The organism is Serratia sp. BNK-4 (assembly GCF_048685115.1).
Taxonomy (GTDB): domain Bacteria; phylum Pseudomonadota; class Gammaproteobacteria; order Enterobacterales; family Enterobacteriaceae; genus Serratia; species Serratia bockelmannii.
The window spans coordinates 1,112,507-1,128,949 of the sequence record NZ_JBLQTM010000001.1 but is presented as its reverse complement, the minus strand read 5'-3'; the positions used below and the strand labels follow the sequence as shown (position 1 = coordinate 1,128,949).

The following is a 16,443-nucleotide window of genomic DNA, read 5'->3' as shown; positions in this document are numbered from 1 at the left end:
TGGTTATATGTTTTCCGGCTCATGGGCCAGTTAGGTTGGAAAATCCTGAGAAACGCGCTTCCAGCGCGCAATAAATTTTTCCGTCGGCAGGGCATCGCCTTCCCCCTGCGGTTCATCGGCGTGCAACGGATGCACGCCAACGTCGATCGGCGTCAGGGCGTAATCGCGCAGCCACTCGCCGTAGCCTTGCGTGACAAATCCCTGACTGCGCCGCTGATACGCCTCGCGCTCCGCCAGATAGACGTCGCGTAAACCATACCAGGGCAGGCCGGGCAGATCGTGATGCACTAAATGGTAGTTCAAATTGAGAAACAACAGCCGCCACGGCCAGCCCGCCTCATTAATAATAGAACGTGCCTGCGGTGCGTCCACGGCGCGATGCTCAAAAAACGATCTCACCTTGGTCAGCGCCAACGCCGGATAGCTGATGGCCAACAGGTAAAACGCCGTGCCGATACCCTGCATCTGCAACCAGTGCAGCAGTACCACCAACAGCGACAGGTGCGCTAACCACCTCGCCCAGGCGCGCCACTCCCCTCCGGCGAGCGCTTTCACCGCCCCGGCCAGGGTCGCGGCAATATCCAGCGCCGGGCCGAGGAGCACCCGGCCGATCAGCGTATTGCGCACCGCGGCCAGCAGCGGCAACAGGCGGGGATAACGCCGCCACTGCGCGGCGCTGAAGTAGTAGCTTTCGGGATCTTCGTGCGGATCGGTCAGGTGGTCGTTGCGGTGGTGGCGCAGATGCGAATCGCGATACAGCCCGTAGGGATACCACACCGCCAGCGGCAACAGGCCGAACAGCTGATTGACGCGCGGCCAGCGCGTCGGGTGGCCGTGGATCAGCTCGTGTTGCAACGACAGGTACCAGGTGGTCAGGAGGATCAGCAGCGGTGCGCCAAGCCACGGGCCCAGCGCCTGCCAAGAATACGCCACGCCGAACCAGCCGCCGTACACCGCCGCCATGATCCCCCAGGTGGGCAGCTCCAGCCGCCAATGCCGGCGCCGATAAAGCTGCCTGATTCGTTCGCGCTGTTCGGGGTGCAAATAGTGGGCGTGGGACATGCTGCGGCTCGCGGTAAGAGATTTTCTCTCAGTATCCGTGAGCCGTTGCGGCGTTCAAAATAACGAAAATGGCAAAGCTAAGTGAAAATTCAGCGGGTTGCGTACGCGGCATGCGGCTCACACGCCACCGGGAAATTCACCGAGTTGGCGATAAAGCACAGGTGATGCGCCTTCTCGTGAAGCTGTTGCGCCAGCTGCAGATCGTCGCCATCGCGCACCGTGACCTGCGGCCGCAGCGTCACCGAGGTGAAAAAGCCGCCGCGCGCGGCGTCTTCGCGCATCACGCCCACGGCATCGTCCTGATAGGCCAGCACCGAAATCCCCGAGGTGGCGCACAGATGCAGGTACCATAATTTGTGGCAAGCGCTGAGCGATGCTACCAGCAAATCCTCCGGATTCCAGCGCGTCGCGTCACCGCGGAAGGCCGGATCGGCTGAGCCGGCGATATCTGCCTTGCCCACGGCGCCGATCAGGTGATCACGTCCATAAGCGCGATAATCTTCCGTGCCTGCGCCCAGATTCCCCTGCCAGGTCACCGAGACCTGATAATGATGCTCGCCTTTCATGTCTTTTGCTCCCGTTGGCCGGCCAATGAAAAATTGTCTGGGTGCATGCCCGGAGAACACTATTGGCGGAAAAGCGTGAATACGCAAACGGCGAAACGAGAAAAAACGGGCCGCGCAGGCGGCCCGTCGGTCACATCCCTTCAGGGAACGAAATCGAGCACCACGGCGTTGAACAACGCGTATTCAGTGGCGCTGGCCATCGGCGGAAACTGCGCGCGCTGCACCGCCGCGTTGGCCGCCGCGCACAGCGGCGCATCGCCTCTTACGATCTTGCTGCTCGCCAGTTTCCCGTCCGGCCGCAGACGGATGCTGATGGTGCAGCGTTGGCCGCGCGCGTGTTCCGGCAAACGCAGCTCGCGGCTCACCGCGTTATGCACCCGCACCGGATAGCTGAGCGGCATCGCAGTCTGCGCCTCGGCCTGCGGCCCCGGCAACGGGGTGCCGGCCTGATGGCCGGCCCCCGCGCCGCAGCCGCTCAACAACAACAGCGCCAACAGGCTTAGTGTCTTTTTCATTCCCGATGTCCTTATTGGGGATTAATCTTTATCGAGCGCCCTTACTGCGCCGCTGGGTAAGCCTCACCGTCATCCGCGTAACGCTGCAGGCGCTCGCGCCACCACTTGGCCGCCAGGCCGCTGGCGCTTTCACGCCAGCCGAAATAGGCAGCGTCGCTGCAGCGCTCAGATTCAACGCGTTTCGCCACCAGTTCGCCGCTGTTCAGGTAAGGTTCTGCCAGAGAGCGCGGCAGATAGCCACAGCCCAGCCCGGCCAACTGCGCCTGCAGTTTGGCGTCAAAGCCGAAGACCGTCAGCGTATCCTGTTCTTCCAGCAGGTTCAGGCTCTGCGGCGCGTTGACGCGCGAGGTATCGCGCACCACCACCGCCCGGTGCTGACGGATCTCATCCTTCGGCAACGGTTCCGGCAGCGCCGCCAGCGGATGCTGCGGCGCGACGGCGAACACGTAATCCAGCTGCCCCAGGCGGCTGAACGCATAGCCCACCCGCGACGGCGGCTCGCAAATGGCGCCGATGATAATGTCGGCGCAGCCGTAAACCAGCGACTCCCAGGAACCGGCCAGCACCTCGTGGCTGAAACGCAGCCGGGTATGGTGATGCTGCCGATAGAACTCGTCGATCAGCGGCAACAGGCGGGCAAACGGGAAGGAGGCGTCGATCCCGAGCGTGATCTCGCTTTCCCAGCCGTTCTCCACGTAGCGCGCCTGCTGTTCCAGATCCTGCGCCGCGCGCAGCAGCACCCGCCCTTTTTCCAGCATCAGCTTGCCGGTATCGGTGAACTTCGCCCGATGGCCGGAGCGATCGAGCAGGGTGATGTCGAGATCGTTCTCGAGCTTTTGCACCATATAGCTCAGTGCCGAAGGGGTTTTAAACAGTGCGGCGGCCGCGGCGGCGAAAGATCCGTGCCGGTCCAGCGCGTCCAAAATCAGCAGCGCTTCCAGGTTTAATCTCATGCTTTCTCCCGTGTATAAAAAAACTCAACAAGTCGGCAAAAATTCTGCGGTATCTTTGAAATCGCCCTCTGCCTACCATGGGTTTTATCGGCGTTACACTCATCAGATGTTCAACCGAAATATCACTGGGAAGGTAAATTATGTCCAAGTTTCAACTGCTTGATAAAGACAATTCCGCACTGATTTTTATCGATCATCAACCACAAATGGCCTTCGGCGTGGCTAATATTGATCGTCAGCAACTGAAAAACAACGTTGTTGGTTTGGCGAAGGCAGGCAAAATTTTCAACGTCCCCACCCTTTTCACCTCGGTCGAAACCGAAAGCTTCAGCGGCTATATCTGGCCGGAACTGCTGGCGGTACACCCTGAAATCACCCCGATTGAACGTACCTCGATGAACTCCTGGGAAGACGCGGCCTTCGTTAAAGCCGTGGAAGCCACCGGCCGCAAAAAGCTGGTGATCTCCGCGCTATGGACCGAAGTTTGTTTGACCTTCCCGGCGCTGATGGCGCTGGAAGCCGGCTATGAAGTGTACGTGGTGACCGACACCTCCGGCGGCACCTCCGTCGATGCGCACGAACGCTCGATCGATCGCATGGTGCAGGCCGGCGCCGTACCGGTGACCTGGCAACAGGTGCTGCTGGAGTACCAACGCGACTGGGCACGCAAAGACACCTACGACGCGGTGATGGCGCTGGTGCGCGAACACAGCGGCGCGTACGGCATGGGCGTCGACTACGCTTACACTATGGTGCACCACGCACCGGCCCGCACGGTGAAATAATTCCCCCTGCCCCGGCCCCGCGCCGGGGTATTTTCAGGAGTCGGTTTTATGGCCCATCCGCAGCATGTCACGCTGGTGATCACCCACCGTTTGGCGCCGGGGAACGAGCAGGCCTATGAGGCCTGGCTGAACCGCATCATGCCGGACGCCGCGGGCTTCACCGGCCATCTGGGCGTCAACGTCATCCGCCCATCCGACAGCGAACAGGCCTATACGGTGCTGGTCCGCTTCGACAATGTCGACAATCTCTACCGCTGGCTCAACTCGCCGCTGCGCAAGCAATACATCGAAGAAGTCACTCCGTTGTTGCTGGAGAACGACCATATCGAGATCCGCCCCGGCGCGGAGTTCTGGTTTACCCCACCCAACCCCAACGTGCGCCAGCCGCCCCAGTGGAAGCAGTTCATCATCACCCTGCTGGTGATCTTCCCTTCCACCAATCTGGTGCCCTGGTTTTGGGGGCTGGCGCTGCCGCAGCTGGACGGCACGCTGCTCGGCCATTTTCTCAATGACGCCACCGTGGTCGCCCTGGTGGTGTACCTGTGGATGCCCATCGTGACTCGCGTCTTTCATCAATGGCTGATCCGCCGCTAGGCGGTTCGCCGGGAGAATGTTATGAACCACCACGCTTCATTGATCATCACCAACGGAAAGTTTCACACCGTCGATCGCCAAAATCCTACCGCACAGGCGGTCGCCATCCGCGACGGCAAGTTTCTGGCGGTCGGCAGCGAAGGCGAAGTCATGCAGCACGCCGGGCCGGAAACCCAGGTGATCGATCTGCACGGCCACACCGCCATTCCGGGCCTGAACGACTCGCACCTGCACCTGATCCGCGGCGGCCTGAACTACAACCTGGAGCTGCGCTGGGAAGGCGTGCCTTCGCTGGCCGACGCGCTGCGCATGTTGAAAGAGCAGGCGCTGCGCACGCCGAGCCCGCAATGGGTGCGGGTGGTCGGCGGCTGGACCGAATTCCAGTTTGCCGAACGCCGCATGCCAACGCTGGACGAAATCAACCAGGCGGCGCCGGACACGCCGGTATTTATTCTGCATCTCTACGATCGCGCGCTGCTCAACCGCGCGGCGCTGAAGGTAGTCGGCTACACCAAAGACACGCCGAACCCACCGGGCGGCGAGATCCAGCGCGACGCCAACGGCAACCCGACCGGCATGCTGATCGCCAAACCCAACGCCATGATCCTGTACGCCACGCTGGCGAAAGGGCCGAAGCTGCCGCTGGAACAGCAGGTCAACTCCACCCGCCAGTTCATGCGTGAGCTGAACCGCCTCGGCCTCACCAGCGCCATCGACGCCGGCGGCGGTTTCCAGAACTACCCGGAGGATTATCAGGTGATCGCCGAGCTGCACGAGAAAAAGCAGCTGACCATCCGCATCGCCTATAACCTGTTCACCCAGCGGCCGAAGCAGGAACTGGAAGACTTCGAGCTGTGGACTGATATGCTCAAGCCAGGCCAGGGCACCGATTTCTATCGCCACAACGGCGCCGGCGAGATGCTGGTGTTTTCCGCCGCCGACTTCGAAGACTTCCTGCAGCCGCGCCCGGATCTGCCGCCGGGCACCGAAGACGAGCTGGAGCGGGTGGTGCGCCATTTGGTCGAGCACCGCTGGCCGTTCCGCCTGCACGCCACCTATGACGAGTCCATCAGCCGCATGCTGGACGTGTTCGAGAAGGTGAACCGCGACATTCCGTTCAACGGGCTGCACTGGCTATTCGACCACGCCGAAACCATTACCGAACGCAATATCGAACGGGTCAAGGCGCTGGGCGGCGGCATTGCGGTGCAGCATCGCATGGCGTTCCAGGGCGAATATTTCGCCGATCGCTACGGCATCGAAGCCACCAAACATACGCCGCCGGTAGCGAAAATGCTGGCGGCTGAGCTGCCGGTCGGGCTGGGCACCGACGCCACCCGCGTCGCCAGCTACAACCCGTGGACGGCGCTGTACTGGCTGGTCTCCGGCCGCACCGTCGGCGGCATGGCGATGTACGACGACAGCGCCCGTCTGGATCGCGAAACGGCGCTGATGCTGTGGACGCAAGGGAGCGCCTGGTTCTCCACCGAACAGGGCAAGAAAGGCCAGATCAAGGTCGGTCAGTTGGCGGATATGGCGGTGCTGTCGCAGGACTATTTCAGCGTGCCGGAAGAGCAGATCAAAGGCATCGAGTCGGTGATGACGGTGGTGGATGGCAAAGTGGTCTACGCCGCTGGCAGCTTCTCGCCGCTGGCGCCACCGCCGCTGCCGGTGCTGCCGGAGTGGTCACCGGTCACCCAAGTGCCGGGCCACTACCGCTCCGCGCCGCCGTCGGCGGCAGCTCGCGTCGGGGTCGTGAGCCAGGCGCACCAATGCTGCGGCCCGTGCGGCGTACACGCGCATCAGCATGACATTGCGCGCCGCTCCAGCATCCCGGTGTCGGACGAGAATGCCTTCTGGGGCGCGTTCGGCTGTTCGTGCTTCTCGTTCTAAGTTGCCAGCCCAGCAACTTATTACGTAACTAGCTTAATAAGATACTAAGTTAGTAAAGTAGCAAAATTAATGGCGCTGTCCGCGGAGAGCGCCATTTTATTGTCAATCGCGGTTGATCTCCAGCCAGCACCGCTGCTCGGCGGAGGCGGCTATCGCATCAAGCACGCAAGACACCTTCCAGCCTTCTTCAAAGTCCGGCCACATGCGATCGCCCGCGGCGATGCCGTTGACCAGATCGCGGATCTCCACCGTCTTCTGATCGTTAAAACCAATGCCGTGCCCGGCGCTGATGCAAAACGCTGCATAGTCCGGGTGCTTCGGCCCCACCAGCAGCGTCTTGAACCCCTGCCGCTCCACCGGTTCATCGTGCCGATACAGCTTCAGCTCCGCCATCCGTTCCTGGGTATAGCTCAGCGTGCCTTTAGTGCCGGTGACCACATAGGTCAGCCCCATCTTGCGCCCGCAGGCGATGCGCGACGTTTCGATCGTGCCCATCGCCCCGCCGGCGAAACGCAGCAGTGCACTGGCCTGATCTTCGTTTTCCACCGGCAGCAGGCGCGCCGGGTCTTTCGGGTCCGGGCGCTGCTTGATCACGGTCTGCATATCGCCAGAGACCGCCACGATATCGCCCACCAGGTAGTGCGCCATGTTGACGATGTGCGCCGCCAGATCCCCCAACGCGCCCAGCCCGGCGCTGGCGCGGCGGCAGTGCCAGTCGATCGGCGTGCGCGGGTCGGCCAGATAATCCTCATTGTGGGTGCCGTAAAAATGCACCACCTCGCCGATTTCGCCGTTGGCGATGATCTCGCGCGCCAGCTGGCTGGTCGGGTTCTTCATGTAGTTGAAACCCACCAGCGTTTTCACCCCCTTGGCGCGGGCGGCCTGCACCATCTCCGCCGCGTCGGCGGCGTCCAGCGCCAGCGGTTTTTCCGAATACACGTGCTTGCCGTGGTGGATCGCCGCCAGCGCCATCTCTTTGTGTAAGAAGTTGGGGGCGCAGATATCCACCACGTCGATCGCCGGATCGGCCACCAGCTGCCGCCAGTCGCCGGTCGAACGCGCAAAGCCGAATTCGGCCGCGCGCTGCGCCGCCAGCTCGGGCGTCACCTCCGCCAGCATCTCCAGCACCAGATCCCCTTTAAGGGGAAAGACCGTGGGGGCCTGCGCATAGGCGATAGCGTGACAACGCCCGATATAGCCGGTGCCGATTAACCCAACGCGTACCTGTTTCATCATTTTCTCCCGTGACCGAAATTCTGTGTAGAACCAGGCGCGGCTCAATGAAACGCGCCGATTGATAACGGGTTTATATGGAATATAAATTTCAATAACAAGCACGCGGGAAAATAAAGTTCATATTCGTGATGCCGTTCATGAAACGTTGACGGGATGATACAATGAGGAAAGCCCGGACGCGGCTGGTCATATCCGGACGGGATAAAATGAACCATTTATTTCATATTACGGCAAACCGTTGGCACCGTGTTGCACGTAGCCAGGGCGTTGCAGCAGGCGCTGCTGATAGGCCGCCAGCGCCGCATAATTCGGCCGCTCGAACGGCGTCATCAGCCAGCGGTTCAGCGACAGCCCCAGCACCACGTCCGCCAGCGTGAAGGTAGCGCCGGCGGCATAAGGGCCGTGCTGCGCCAAATGCCTGTCCAGCAGCCCCATCAGCCGATTCCACTCGCGTTCGGCGGCGGCCAGGCTGGCGGCATCCTGATAATCCGCATGCCCACGTACCCGCGACATGAACACATAGCGCCAGGCGCCGTTCAGATCGGTGGCCTGCCAGTCCATCCACATCTCCACCGCCGCGCGCGCGCCGGGTTCCTGCGGCAGCAGATCGCGGCGCCCTTCCCGCCCCACCAGATAGCGGCAAATGGTGTTCGACTCCCACAGCACCCGCTCGCCGTCAATCAGCACCGGCACCAGGCCGTTGGGATTCAGCGCCAGAAACGCCGGCTCCTGCGTGGAGCGAAAGCCGCTGCCCCAGTCTTCCCGTTCCAGCGTCAGCCCCAGCTCCTGACAGGTCCATAACACTTTGCGCACGTTGATTGATGAAGCCTTGCCCAAGACTCTCAGCATCGGTTTTCCTCTTATCTATTCTTTCCAGAAAGGTTTACATCCTTCACGCAGCGCTTCTGCACGCGACAAACCAATATCGATCAGCCGCGCATCGTCCAGCAATAATAATTCTTTTCGCGTCCTGTAGCGTTGCAGATACAGACGCCAGCGTGACCCACCGAATGAGCGCCGCCGCGGCGCGCCAGTAAACAGAGCCATCTTGTTATTCTCCCTGATGTTTTCGCGTTGCAGTCATCATGCTCGCCGAGAGAAAAACAATACAGATTCACGCTGGCGCTATTTTTTTCATACAGCTGCACCAAAAAACCCACTGAATGGTTTACTTTGAAAGCATCTGTACCGGTTTTTTAATTCTTACCGCCGATGAGAGGCCTCTGTATGACACGCTACGCCACGCTGGCCGCCATTCTCAGCCAACGCATTCAGCAAGGGTTGTATCCGGCCGGCCATCGCCTGCCTTCGGTGCGCGCATTGAGCCAGGAGCACGGCGTCAGCATCAGCACGGTGCAGCAAGCCTACCGGCTGCTCGAGGAACAGCGCCTGGTGGAAGCGCGGCCGAAGTCGGGCTACTTCGTGCATACGCGGCGCGCGCAGGCCGAGCTGCCCGCTATGACGGCGCCGGTGCAGCGGCCGGTGGACATTTCGCAATGGGAGCAGGTGCTGGAGCTGGTGCGCAACCGGCCGCGCGAAGGCCTGATCCAACTGGGGCGCGGCATGCCGGACGTCGCCGAGCCGACGATGAAACCGCTGATTGTCGCCCTGCGCAACGCCGCCCGCCACGGCGACCTGCGCAGCCTTTATTACGACAGCATTCAGGGCGTGACCGCGCTGCGTGAACAGGTCGCTCGTCTGCTGCTGGATTCCGGCTGCCATATCGGTGCCGATCAGTTGCTGATCACCACCGGTTGCCAGGAAGCGATCTCCGCCGGGCTGCGCGCCGTTTGCCAACCCGGCGACATCGTGGCGGTCGATTCCCCCTGCTTCCACGGCACCATGCAAACGCTGAAGGGATTGGGCATCAAAGCGCTGGAAATCCCCACCGATCCGCTCACCGGCGTCAGCCTGGCCGCGCTGGAGATGGCCCTTGAACAGTGGCCGATCAAGGCCATTCTGCTGACGCCCAACTGCAACAACCCGCTGGGCTACATCATGCCCGACGCCCATAAACAGCGGCTGCTGACGCTGGCGCAACGCCACGATGCGGCGATCATCGAGGATGACGTTTACGGCGACATCGCCTATCACTACCCGCGGCCGCGCACCATCAAGTCGTTCGACGACGACGGCCGCGTGCTGCTGTGTAGCTCGTTTTCCAAAACGCTGGCGCCGGGGCTGCGCGTGGGCTGGATCGCGCCCGGCCGCTATCTGGAGCGGGTGCTACACATGAAGTTCATCGGCTCCGGCGCCACCGCCACCCAGCCGCAGCTGGCGATCGCCGAATTTATCCGCAGCGGGCACTATCTGCAGCACCTGCGGCGCATGCGCGCCCGCTATCAACAAAACCGCGATCGCATGACCGATCTGATCCTGAAACACTTCCCGGTCGGCACCCGCGTCAGCCGGCCGCGCGGCGGTTTTATGCTGTGGATCGAATTGGACGAGGCGTTCGATACCCTGCGGCTAAACCGCCATCTCGAGCAGCAAGGCGTACAAATCGCCGTCGGCAGCATTTTTTCCGCCGCCGGCAAGTACCGCAACTGTCTGCGCATCAACTATGCGCCGACGCTGACGACGGAGATCGAACAGGCGGTACAACGGGTCGGCGCCACCATCCAGGCGCTGATGCCAACCGACAGTTTGGCGCAATCGGATTAAATCTTGACGCGATCGGATTATCGGCGCACGGACAGGCTGTTTTAGAGTAATGCCTTCTCTTACCACTGGCAGGCAACAACCATGAGCAGCGATCAAATTCCGGTTTCCAACGCGTTGGCGGTGCGCCTCGCGGCGCAAGGCGTCGATCTCGAACGGGTCGGTCAGTTAGCCGGCTTGCCCGCCGGGCTGCTCAGCGAGCGGCGCGTAAAAGTGCGGTTGACCACCCACCAGTTCTTCGCCGTCTGGCGCGCCCTCGCCCAACTGAGCGACGATCCCGCCTTTGGTCTGCGGCTGGGCGGCGACGTCGCGCCGGAGCATTACGATATCGCGTCAGTCGCCGCACTGCACTCCGCCACGATGGGCGAGGCCCTGCGTAAAGTCGCGCGCTACAAACGGTTGGTGTGCCCGGAAGAACTGATGCTGGAGGAAGATGGCGACAGCGTTCGGCTGCATACGCGTTGGACGATGATCGAGGACCATACGCCGGAATTGCTGATAGACACCATGTTCGCCTCTATCACCACCCTGTGCCGCCGTGGCACCGGTTTACCGCTGCAGCCCAAGGCGCTTGAGGTGACCCGCCGTCGCGATCCCCACTCACCGCTGCTGCGCCACTTCGGCTGCCCGGTGCGATTCGACGCGCCGCTGGACGTGCTGGTATTTGACCGTGCGCTGATGCAGCAGCCGCTCATCACCCACGACCAGGACATGCTGGCGCTGCTGCTGCCGGAGCTGGAGGCCGAGTTGGCCGAAGCGCGCGCCGAGCAAGACTTGCCCACACAGGTGATGACGATCCTCGGCCGCAGCATGCGCGGCCAGCGCCCCAGCGTCAACAGCGTGGCCGCGGAGCTCTATCTCAGCCCGCGCACGCTGCAGCGCCGTCTGCAACGGCACGGCTACAGCTACCAGCAGCTGCTGGACAAAACTCGCCATCGTACCGCCTGCCGCTTGTTGGCGGATACCGATCTCGAGCCGGGCGAAATCGCCTTTGTGCTGGGATTCGAAGAGCTGAACTCGTTCAGCCGCGCCTTTATTCAGTGGGAAGCGCTGACGCCCAGCCGCTGGCGCACTCAGCGTGCAGCCGACCATCGGGAGGACAGAGCATGAAAGTGATTATCTTCGGCGCCAGCGGCATGGTGGGCCAGGGCGCGCTGCGAGAATGCCTGCGCGATCCGCGGGTCAGCGAAGTGCTCAGCATCGGCCGGCGCCCGTTGGCGCAGAGCCACGCCAAACTGCGCCAGCTCTCCCTGCCCGACCTGCGTGACCTGTCGGCGCTGGAGCCGCAGCTCGCCGGCTACGACGCCTGTTTCTTCTGTCTGGGGATTTCGTCCGCCGGCCTGAGCGAAGCCGAGTATCGCTCGGTAACTTACGACCTGACGCTGGCCGCGGCTCGCCCGTTGGCGACGCTGAACCCGACGATGGTCTTCATCTACGTTTCCGGCGTCGGCACCGACAGCAGCGAACGCGGCCGCAGCATGTGGGCCAGGGTCAAGGGCGCCACCGAAAACGCGCTGCTGGCGCTGCCGTTCCACGCGGTGATGTTCCGCCCCGGCGCCATTGTGCCGCTGCACGGCATTCGCTCCAAAGTCCGTACATACGATCTGATTTATCGGCTGTTCAAACCGCTGTGGCTCGGCGCATTGCGGCTGTTTCCCTCGCAGGTGAGCAGCACCGAACGAATCGGGCTGGCGATGCTGGCGGTGGCGCGCCGGGAAACCGCCTTGCGCATCCTGGAGCCGCCGCAGATCAATCAACTGGCGACGCGCTGAAATACCGTCATCCACCGCGCCGCCGCCAATACGCCGCCACCCGGCGGCGCAGATGCTCGATGCCCTGCGGATGCTCAATAAACTGCGCCACCGGCATCATCCGCCAGCGCTGGCCTTCGTCGCCAAAGCGAATGGCGGCGATCTGCGCCGGGGCGATCTCGCCGGCCATAAACCAGGTCGGCGGGGAGCCGGGCAGAACGCCATCGTAGCGCCGCCGCCAGACAACCTGACATTCCGCGATCGTCACGCCGAACTCTTCCTGCGTTTCCCGCTGCACGCACTGCAGCGGCGTTTCGCCGTTTTCCCGCCCGCCGCCAGGCAGATCCCATTGACCGGGCCATGGAATGCCCGGCTTGTCGTCCCGTTGGTAAACCAGCAAGCGATCGTCGCACAGCAGCGCGATCTTGGCCCCGCCAAACGCCTCGTCCGTCATGATTTCTCCGCTCCCGGCCCATCGCCTTTGACCGAACATCATACTTCATCCCCGCGCGGCCTGGTGTATAGTGAAAATCCGTTTTCACAACAGGCGAACAATAACGATGAACTCTCCGTTTCTGGTGACTCCCCAATGGCTTGCGCAACATATCAACGATGAAAATCTGGTGGTGATCGACGTTCGGATGTCGCCGGTGGGGCTAACGCCGAAAAAGGACATGCTTGCCGAGTTCGAACGCGGCCATATCCCCGGCGCGGTCTATTTTGATATCGACGACGTGGCGGACAAAAACACCGCGCTGCCGCACATGCTGCCGACGGCGGCGGAGTTTGGCGCGGCGGTGGGCAAGCTGGGCATCAGCGAGCGCGATACCCTGGTGATTTACGACGAGGGTAACCAGTTCTCCGCGCCGCGCGGCTGGTGGACCTTCCGCAATTTCGGCGCCCAGCATGTTTACGTACTGGACGAAGGGCTGAACGGCTGGACCGCGCAAGGCCAAGCGCTGGCAACCGGCCCGGCGCAGCCTGAACCGCAGACGTTCAACGCCCGGTTCAACGCCGACGCGGTGGTGGATATGCGGCAAGTGGAACAGGCGTTAGGCACGCCGGTGCAAATTCTCGACGCGCGCGCCGCGCCGCGTTTCCATGCCGAAGCGCCGGAGCCGCGTCCCGGCCTGCACCGCGGCCACATTCCGGGCAGCATCAACATTCCGTACGGCGAGCTGCTGGAGAACGGCCGTTTCAAATCGCTGGAGGCACTGCGCCAAACCTTCAGCGACAAGGGGGTGGACATCGATGGCCCGATCATCACCAGCTGCGGCTCCGGCGTGACGGCGGCGGTGCTGGCGTTTGGCTTGTTGTCGCTCGGCGCGCCGCAGGTCAAGCTGTATGACGGTGCCTGGAGCGAATGGGGCCAGCTGAGCGGCAAGCAGCCAATCGCCCAAGATTAGGTTTCGATCCGCTCGACCACGATCTGCGCCAGCCGCTGCACGGCGGCCGAAGGCTGATCCTCGGCGCGGTGCAGCACCACGCCGAGTTGGCCAAGAGCGGGCAGCAGATCGGGGGCCAGCGGTGACAGGCCGGGCGGTAAGCCCGCCGCCGTGCGCACCGTGACGCCCAACCCGGCGCTCACCGCCGCCCAAACGCCATTCAGGCTGCGGCTGGTAAAGGCGATGCGCCAGGGAATACCGGCGCGATCCAGCGCCTGCGTCGCCGCGCTGCGCATCAGGCATGGCGCGTCGAACATCACCAACGGCAAGGGCTCATCCCCTTCTCGCCACGGCGCCAGCGCGAAGCCGGGCGACGCTATCCAGTGCAGCTGCCGCTGCCCCAGCGCCTGATGAAACGGCGTGCTCAAACCGCCATCCCACGCCAGCGACAGGTCCAGCTGGCCTTTCAGCACCCAGTCGATCAGCTCGGCATTGCGGGCGATGCGCGCCTCGATGCGCACCTTCGGATTGGCGCGCGCGAAGCTGCCCAACACCTGCGGCAGAAACGTCTCGCCGAAATCCTCCTGCAGCCCCAGCCGCACCGTGCCCTGCAGATCCAACCCGCGCACCGCGGCGGCGGCTTCGTCATTGAGCTCCAGCAGACGGCGCGCGTAGCCGAGCAGGGTTTCCCCCGCCTCGGTCATCACCATGCCGCGCCCAGCCTTGCGCAGGATCGGCGCGCCGACCTGCTGTTCCAGCTTTTTCAGGTGGGCGCTGACCGCCGACGTCGAACGCCCCAGCCGTTCAGCCGCCTTGGCGAAGCTGCCCAGCTCGACGCCGGTGACGAAGCTGCGCAAATCCTCGAGATCGAACGTTATTCGCCCCATGCTGACCATCCTGATTTTCTGAACCATCAATCAAAATAATACCGATTTTACTGATAAAGATGGCGTGTCACGCTCTCCGGGTCAATGTCTTTCCGGAGAATCCTTATGCTCGCGATGCAATACCGTTTCACCCTGCCCGCCGGTTCCGCCCCTCTGTCTGCCCCCTTTGACCACACTGCGCCGCGGGTTGACAGCCAAACTTGATATTGATAATCATTATCAACATTAAACATTCACTTGCGGCTCGCGGGATGCGGGCCGCTCTCCGGGGTCAACCGCCATGTCGTCATCACCGATCACACCTTACGCCACCACCTGCTGCATCGTGGGGGGCGGCCCCGCCGGGCTGATGCTCGGCTATCTGCTGGCGCGGGCGGGGATCGACGTGACGGTGCTGGAGAAGCACGCCGACTTCCTGCGCGATTTTCGCGGTGACACCATTCACCCATCGACGCTGGAAGTCATGCACCAACTGGGCCTGCTCGACGAACTGCTGACGTTGCCGCACCAGCGTGCGGAGTCTCTGCACGCCGAAGTCGCCGGGCGCGACATCAAGCTGGCGGATTTCACCCGCCTGCCGACGCGCTGCAAATTTATCGCCTTTATGCCGCAGTGGGAGTTCCTCAACTTTTTGGCCCAGCAGGCCGCCGCCTTCCCCAACTTCAGGCTGCTGACCTCAACGCAGGTTCACCAGCTGCTGTACGACCGCGGCCATGTGTGCGGCGTGCTGGCCGACACGCCGGAAGGCCCGATCCGCGTGCGCAGCCAGTTGGTGATCGGCACCGACGGCCGCAACTCGGTGGTGCGCGAACAGGCGGCGCTCAGCAGCCGATCCTTCGGCGCGCCGCGCGACGTATTGTGGATGAAGCTCAGCAAGCAGCCGGGCGATCCGGCCTGGTCGATGGGCCACACCGGGCCGAAACAGAACTTCATCATGATCGATCGCGGCGACTACTGGCAGTGCGGTTATTCGATCGACAAAGGCAGCTTCGATGCGATCCGCCGCAGCGGGCTGGAGAAATTTTTACTGCACCTCGCCGAGGTGGCGCCATTCCAGGACGATCGCCTGCAGGAGATCGTCGAGTGGGATCAGGTCAAACTGCTGAGCATTCGCATCGATCGTCTGGATCGCTGGGCCAAACCGGGGGTGCTGTGCATCGGCGACGCCGCGCACGCCATGTCGCCGATCGGCGGTGTGGGCGTCAACCTGGCGATTCAGGACGCGGTGGCCGCCGCCAACGCCCTGATCCCGCCGCTGCGCCAGCATCGGCTGCAGCTGAAGCATCTGCTGAGCGTGCAGCGCCGGCGCGAATTCCCCACTCGCGCCATCCAGTTTTTGCAGATCAAAATGAGCCAGCGCAAGCCGGGCGAACGCCGCGCGGCGGGCGGCTCGCGCTTGATCGCCCGCGTCGGCAACAGCCGCTGGCTGCCGCGCCTGTTCGGCCGCATCATCGGCCTGGGTTTTCGCCGTGAAACACCGCGGCATCTGTCCAACGAAACCTGCCCGCCGGAATAGCATTGGTGATTTTTTCATCGCGCCGTATAATGGTTAAATCGAACGATTTAATTAACTGGAGCGATTAAATGTACGCACTCACCGCGAACGAGGCCAAAACCCAATTCGGCGATTTGCTGCTCAAGGCGCAGCGTGAACCGGTGCAAATCAATCGCAACGGCAAACCGGTCGCCGTCGTCATGTCTGTAGAAGATTACCAGGCGCTGGAAGATCTCAAATTAAGCGCACTGCAGCAAAAAATCGCGCAGGCTACCGCCGAGGAAGACGCCGGTAAAGCGGTAGACGGCGATGCCTTCTTCAACCGTCTGCTCACCGATGAAACAGACTGAGATGCCCGCGTTTCGCCTCACCCCGCAGGCCCAACAAGATCTGCTGGCTATTCGTCATTTCACCATCGAGCACTGGGGCCAAGCGCAATCTCGCCGCTATCTTGAGCAGTTGAGAGAGGTCATGCATCATTTGGCAGATATGCCGGAAGCGGGTAAAGCTCACTTCCACGATCTGGGCGAAGAGATACGCAGTTTTCCTTACGCCAGCCATAGGATCTACTACCGCAACCGCCCTGCCGGCATCACCGTTCTCGCCATTCTGCATCAGGCGATGGTGCCTCACCGGCATCTGGAACAACGGCTGTAATTT

At 62.4% G+C, this 16,443-nt stretch carries 19 protein-coding genes; 10 read left to right on the top strand and 9 right to left on the bottom strand.

What is annotated here, in order from left to right:
- Nucleotides 1-30 precede the first annotated feature (30 nt).
- The 4 genes from ACMGGW_RS05475 to ACMGGW_RS05460 all read right to left on the bottom strand — a co-directional run bounded on the left by ACMGGW_RS05475 (nt 31) and on the right by ACMGGW_RS05460 (nt 3,096).
- Entirely contained in the window at nt 31-1,062 is a 1,032-nt protein-coding gene (locus ACMGGW_RS05475) for a fatty acid desaturase (protein ID WP_197832342.1), read from the bottom strand.
- 89 nt (nt 1,063-1,151) lie between these two features.
- Complete coding sequence (locus ACMGGW_RS05470) at nt 1,152-1,628, bottom strand: OsmC family protein (RefSeq protein WP_049295238.1); 477 nt, start codon at nt 1,626-1,628, stop codon at nt 1,152-1,154.
- 140 nt (nt 1,629-1,768) lie between these two features.
- Nucleotides 1,769-2,143 (bottom strand): cell envelope integrity TolA C-terminal domain-containing protein, encoded by a 375-nt coding sequence (locus tag ACMGGW_RS05465; protein ID WP_197832341.1) that lies wholly within the window; start codon nt 2,141-2,143, stop codon nt 1,769-1,771.
- A 41-nt stretch (nt 2,144-2,184) separates the two neighbouring features.
- Nucleotides 2,185-3,096 carry a LysR substrate-binding domain-containing protein gene (locus ACMGGW_RS05460; protein ID WP_025302038.1) on the bottom strand — a complete coding sequence of 304 codons (912 nt, stop codon included), beginning with the start codon at nt 3,094-3,096 and terminating at the stop codon, nt 2,185-2,187.
- Between the two features lie 140 nt (nt 3,097-3,236).
- Here ACMGGW_RS05460 and ACMGGW_RS05455 point away from each other — a divergent pair, with 140 nt between their 5' ends.
- From ACMGGW_RS05455 to ACMGGW_RS05445, 3 genes are read left to right on the top strand one after another with little or no spacing between them, the layout of a single operon-like run.
- Nucleotides 3,237-3,881: a hydrolase gene (locus tag ACMGGW_RS05455; RefSeq protein WP_004939390.1), complete on the top strand. Its 645-nt coding sequence runs from the start codon at nt 3,237-3,239 to the stop codon at nt 3,879-3,881.
- A gap of 48 nt (nt 3,882-3,929) precedes the next feature.
- Nucleotides 3,930-4,475, top strand: a complete 546-nt coding sequence (locus tag ACMGGW_RS05450; RefSeq protein ID WP_043136985.1) for an antibiotic biosynthesis monooxygenase — start codon at nt 3,930-3,932, stop codon at nt 4,473-4,475.
- 21 nt (nt 4,476-4,496) lie between these two features.
- A complete protein-coding gene (locus ACMGGW_RS05445; protein WP_049203907.1) occupies nt 4,497-6,368 on the top strand; it encodes an amidohydrolase in 1,872 nt (623 codons plus the stop codon).
- 102 nt (nt 6,369-6,470) lie between these two features.
- On the opposite strand, the gene ACMGGW_RS05440 is transcribed toward ACMGGW_RS05445, so the two are convergent.
- The 3 genes from ACMGGW_RS05440 to ACMGGW_RS05430 all read right to left on the bottom strand — a co-directional run bounded on the left by ACMGGW_RS05440 (nt 6,471) and on the right by ACMGGW_RS05430 (nt 8,651).
- Complete coding sequence (locus ACMGGW_RS05440) at nt 6,471-7,601, bottom strand: Gfo/Idh/MocA family protein (protein ID WP_127146418.1); 1,131 nt, start codon at nt 7,599-7,601, stop codon at nt 6,471-6,473.
- A gap of 228 nt (nt 7,602-7,829) precedes the next feature.
- Nucleotides 7,830-8,453, bottom strand: a complete 624-nt coding sequence (locus ACMGGW_RS05435; protein ID WP_025302034.1) for a glutathione S-transferase family protein — start codon at nt 8,451-8,453, stop codon at nt 7,830-7,832.
- A 15-nt stretch (nt 8,454-8,468) separates the two neighbouring features.
- Nucleotides 8,469-8,651, bottom strand: coding sequence for a DUF1127 domain-containing protein (locus ACMGGW_RS05430; protein ID WP_016928567.1), 183 nt, complete (start codon nt 8,649-8,651; stop codon nt 8,469-8,471).
- 180 nt (nt 8,652-8,831) lie between these two features.
- Here ACMGGW_RS05430 and ACMGGW_RS05425 point away from each other — a divergent pair, with 180 nt between their 5' ends.
- The 3 genes from ACMGGW_RS05425 to ACMGGW_RS05415 all read left to right on the top strand — a co-directional run bounded on the left by ACMGGW_RS05425 (nt 8,832) and on the right by ACMGGW_RS05415 (nt 12,037).
- Complete coding sequence (locus ACMGGW_RS05425) at nt 8,832-10,268, top strand: PLP-dependent aminotransferase family protein (RefSeq protein ID WP_025302033.1); 1,437 nt, start codon at nt 8,832-8,834, stop codon at nt 10,266-10,268.
- 81 nt (nt 10,269-10,349) lie between these two features.
- Nucleotides 10,350-11,375, top strand: a complete 1,026-nt coding sequence (locus ACMGGW_RS05420; protein WP_025302032.1) for an AraC family transcriptional regulator — start codon at nt 10,350-10,352, stop codon at nt 11,373-11,375.
- Nucleotides 11,372-12,037, top strand: coding sequence for an epimerase (locus tag ACMGGW_RS05415; RefSeq protein ID WP_025302031.1), 666 nt, complete (start codon nt 11,372-11,374; stop codon nt 12,035-12,037). Before ACMGGW_RS05420 ends, ACMGGW_RS05415 begins: the two co-directional genes overlap by 4 nt.
- A gap of 7 nt (nt 12,038-12,044) precedes the next feature.
- Here the strand turns inward: ACMGGW_RS05415 and ACMGGW_RS05410 are convergent, their stop codons facing one another.
- Nucleotides 12,045-12,470, bottom strand: coding sequence for an NUDIX hydrolase (locus ACMGGW_RS05410; RefSeq protein ID WP_164099763.1), 426 nt, complete (start codon nt 12,468-12,470; stop codon nt 12,045-12,047).
- A 106-nt stretch (nt 12,471-12,576) separates the two neighbouring features.
- Here ACMGGW_RS05410 and sseA point away from each other — a divergent pair, with 106 nt between their 5' ends.
- Nucleotides 12,577-13,422: a 3-mercaptopyruvate sulfurtransferase gene (gene sseA / locus ACMGGW_RS05405; RefSeq protein ID WP_025302029.1), complete on the top strand. Its 846-nt coding sequence runs from the start codon at nt 12,577-12,579 to the stop codon at nt 13,420-13,422.
- Here the strand turns inward: sseA and ACMGGW_RS05400 are convergent.
- Entirely contained in the window at nt 13,419-14,288 is an 870-nt protein-coding gene (locus ACMGGW_RS05400; RefSeq protein ID WP_025302028.1) for a LysR substrate-binding domain-containing protein, read from the bottom strand. The genes sseA and ACMGGW_RS05400 overlap by 4 nt on opposite strands.
- A 280-nt stretch (nt 14,289-14,568) precedes the next feature.
- On the opposite strand from ACMGGW_RS05400, the gene ACMGGW_RS05395 reads away from it, so the two are divergent.
- The 3 genes from ACMGGW_RS05395 (at nt 14,569) to ACMGGW_RS05385 (ending at nt 16,440) form a co-directional block, all read left to right on the top strand.
- Nucleotides 14,569-15,804, top strand: a complete 1,236-nt coding sequence (locus ACMGGW_RS05395; RefSeq protein ID WP_197832340.1) for an FAD-dependent oxidoreductase — start codon at nt 14,569-14,571, stop codon at nt 15,802-15,804.
- Between the two features lie 68 nt (nt 15,805-15,872).
- Entirely contained in the window at nt 15,873-16,133 is a 261-nt protein-coding gene (locus ACMGGW_RS05390; protein WP_016928576.1) for a type II toxin-antitoxin system Phd/YefM family antitoxin, read from the top strand.
- A complete protein-coding gene (locus ACMGGW_RS05385; protein WP_016928577.1) occupies nt 16,120-16,440 on the top strand; it encodes a type II toxin-antitoxin system RelE/ParE family toxin in 321 nt (106 codons plus the stop codon). The genes ACMGGW_RS05390 and ACMGGW_RS05385 overlap by 14 nt, the downstream gene beginning before the upstream one ends.
- Nucleotides 16,441-16,443 lie beyond the last annotated feature (3 nt).

Coding starts and splice junctions, on each gene's coding strand:
- ACMGGW_RS05475 (WP_197832342.1), bottom strand. CDS start 1,062: ATGTCCCACGCCCACTATTTGCACCCCGAACAGCGCGAACGAATCAGG.
- ACMGGW_RS05470 (WP_049295238.1), bottom strand. CDS start 1,628: ATGAAAGGCGAGCATCATTATCAGGTCTCGGTGACCTGGCAGGGGAAT.
- ACMGGW_RS05465 (WP_197832341.1), bottom strand. CDS start 2,143: ATGAAAAAGACACTAAGCCTGTTGGCGCTGTTGTTGTTGAGCGGCTGC.
- ACMGGW_RS05460 (WP_025302038.1), bottom strand. CDS start 3,096: ATGAGATTAAACCTGGAAGCGCTGCTGATTTTGGACGCGCTGGACCGG.
- ACMGGW_RS05455 (WP_004939390.1), top strand. CDS start 3,237: ATGTCCAAGTTTCAACTGCTTGATAAAGACAATTCCGCACTGATTTTT.
- ACMGGW_RS05450 (WP_043136985.1), top strand. CDS start 3,930: ATGGCCCATCCGCAGCATGTCACGCTGGTGATCACCCACCGTTTGGCG.
- ACMGGW_RS05445 (WP_049203907.1), top strand. CDS start 4,497: ATGAACCACCACGCTTCATTGATCATCACCAACGGAAAGTTTCACACC.
- ACMGGW_RS05440 (WP_127146418.1), bottom strand. CDS start 7,601: ATGAAACAGGTACGCGTTGGGTTAATCGGCACCGGCTATATCGGGCGT.
- ACMGGW_RS05435 (WP_025302034.1), bottom strand. CDS start 8,453: ATGCTGAGAGTCTTGGGCAAGGCTTCATCAATCAACGTGCGCAAAGTG.
- ACMGGW_RS05430 (WP_016928567.1), bottom strand. CDS start 8,651: ATGGCTCTGTTTACTGGCGCGCCGCGGCGGCGCTCATTCGGTGGGTCA.
- ACMGGW_RS05425 (WP_025302033.1), top strand. CDS start 8,832: ATGACACGCTACGCCACGCTGGCCGCCATTCTCAGCCAACGCATTCAG.
- ACMGGW_RS05420 (WP_025302032.1), top strand. CDS start 10,350: ATGAGCAGCGATCAAATTCCGGTTTCCAACGCGTTGGCGGTGCGCCTC.
- ACMGGW_RS05415 (WP_025302031.1), top strand. CDS start 11,372: ATGAAAGTGATTATCTTCGGCGCCAGCGGCATGGTGGGCCAGGGCGCG.
- ACMGGW_RS05410 (WP_164099763.1), bottom strand. CDS start 12,470: ATGACGGACGAGGCGTTTGGCGGGGCCAAGATCGCGCTGCTGTGCGAC.
- sseA (WP_025302029.1), top strand. CDS start 12,577: ATGAACTCTCCGTTTCTGGTGACTCCCCAATGGCTTGCGCAACATATC.
- ACMGGW_RS05400 (WP_025302028.1), bottom strand. CDS start 14,288: ATGGGGCGAATAACGTTCGATCTCGAGGATTTGCGCAGCTTCGTCACC.
- ACMGGW_RS05395 (WP_197832340.1), top strand. CDS start 14,569: ATGTCGTCATCACCGATCACACCTTACGCCACCACCTGCTGCATCGTG.
- ACMGGW_RS05390 (WP_016928576.1), top strand. CDS start 15,873: ATGTACGCACTCACCGCGAACGAGGCCAAAACCCAATTCGGCGATTTG.
- ACMGGW_RS05385 (WP_016928577.1), top strand. CDS start 16,120: ATGAAACAGACTGAGATGCCCGCGTTTCGCCTCACCCCGCAGGCCCAA.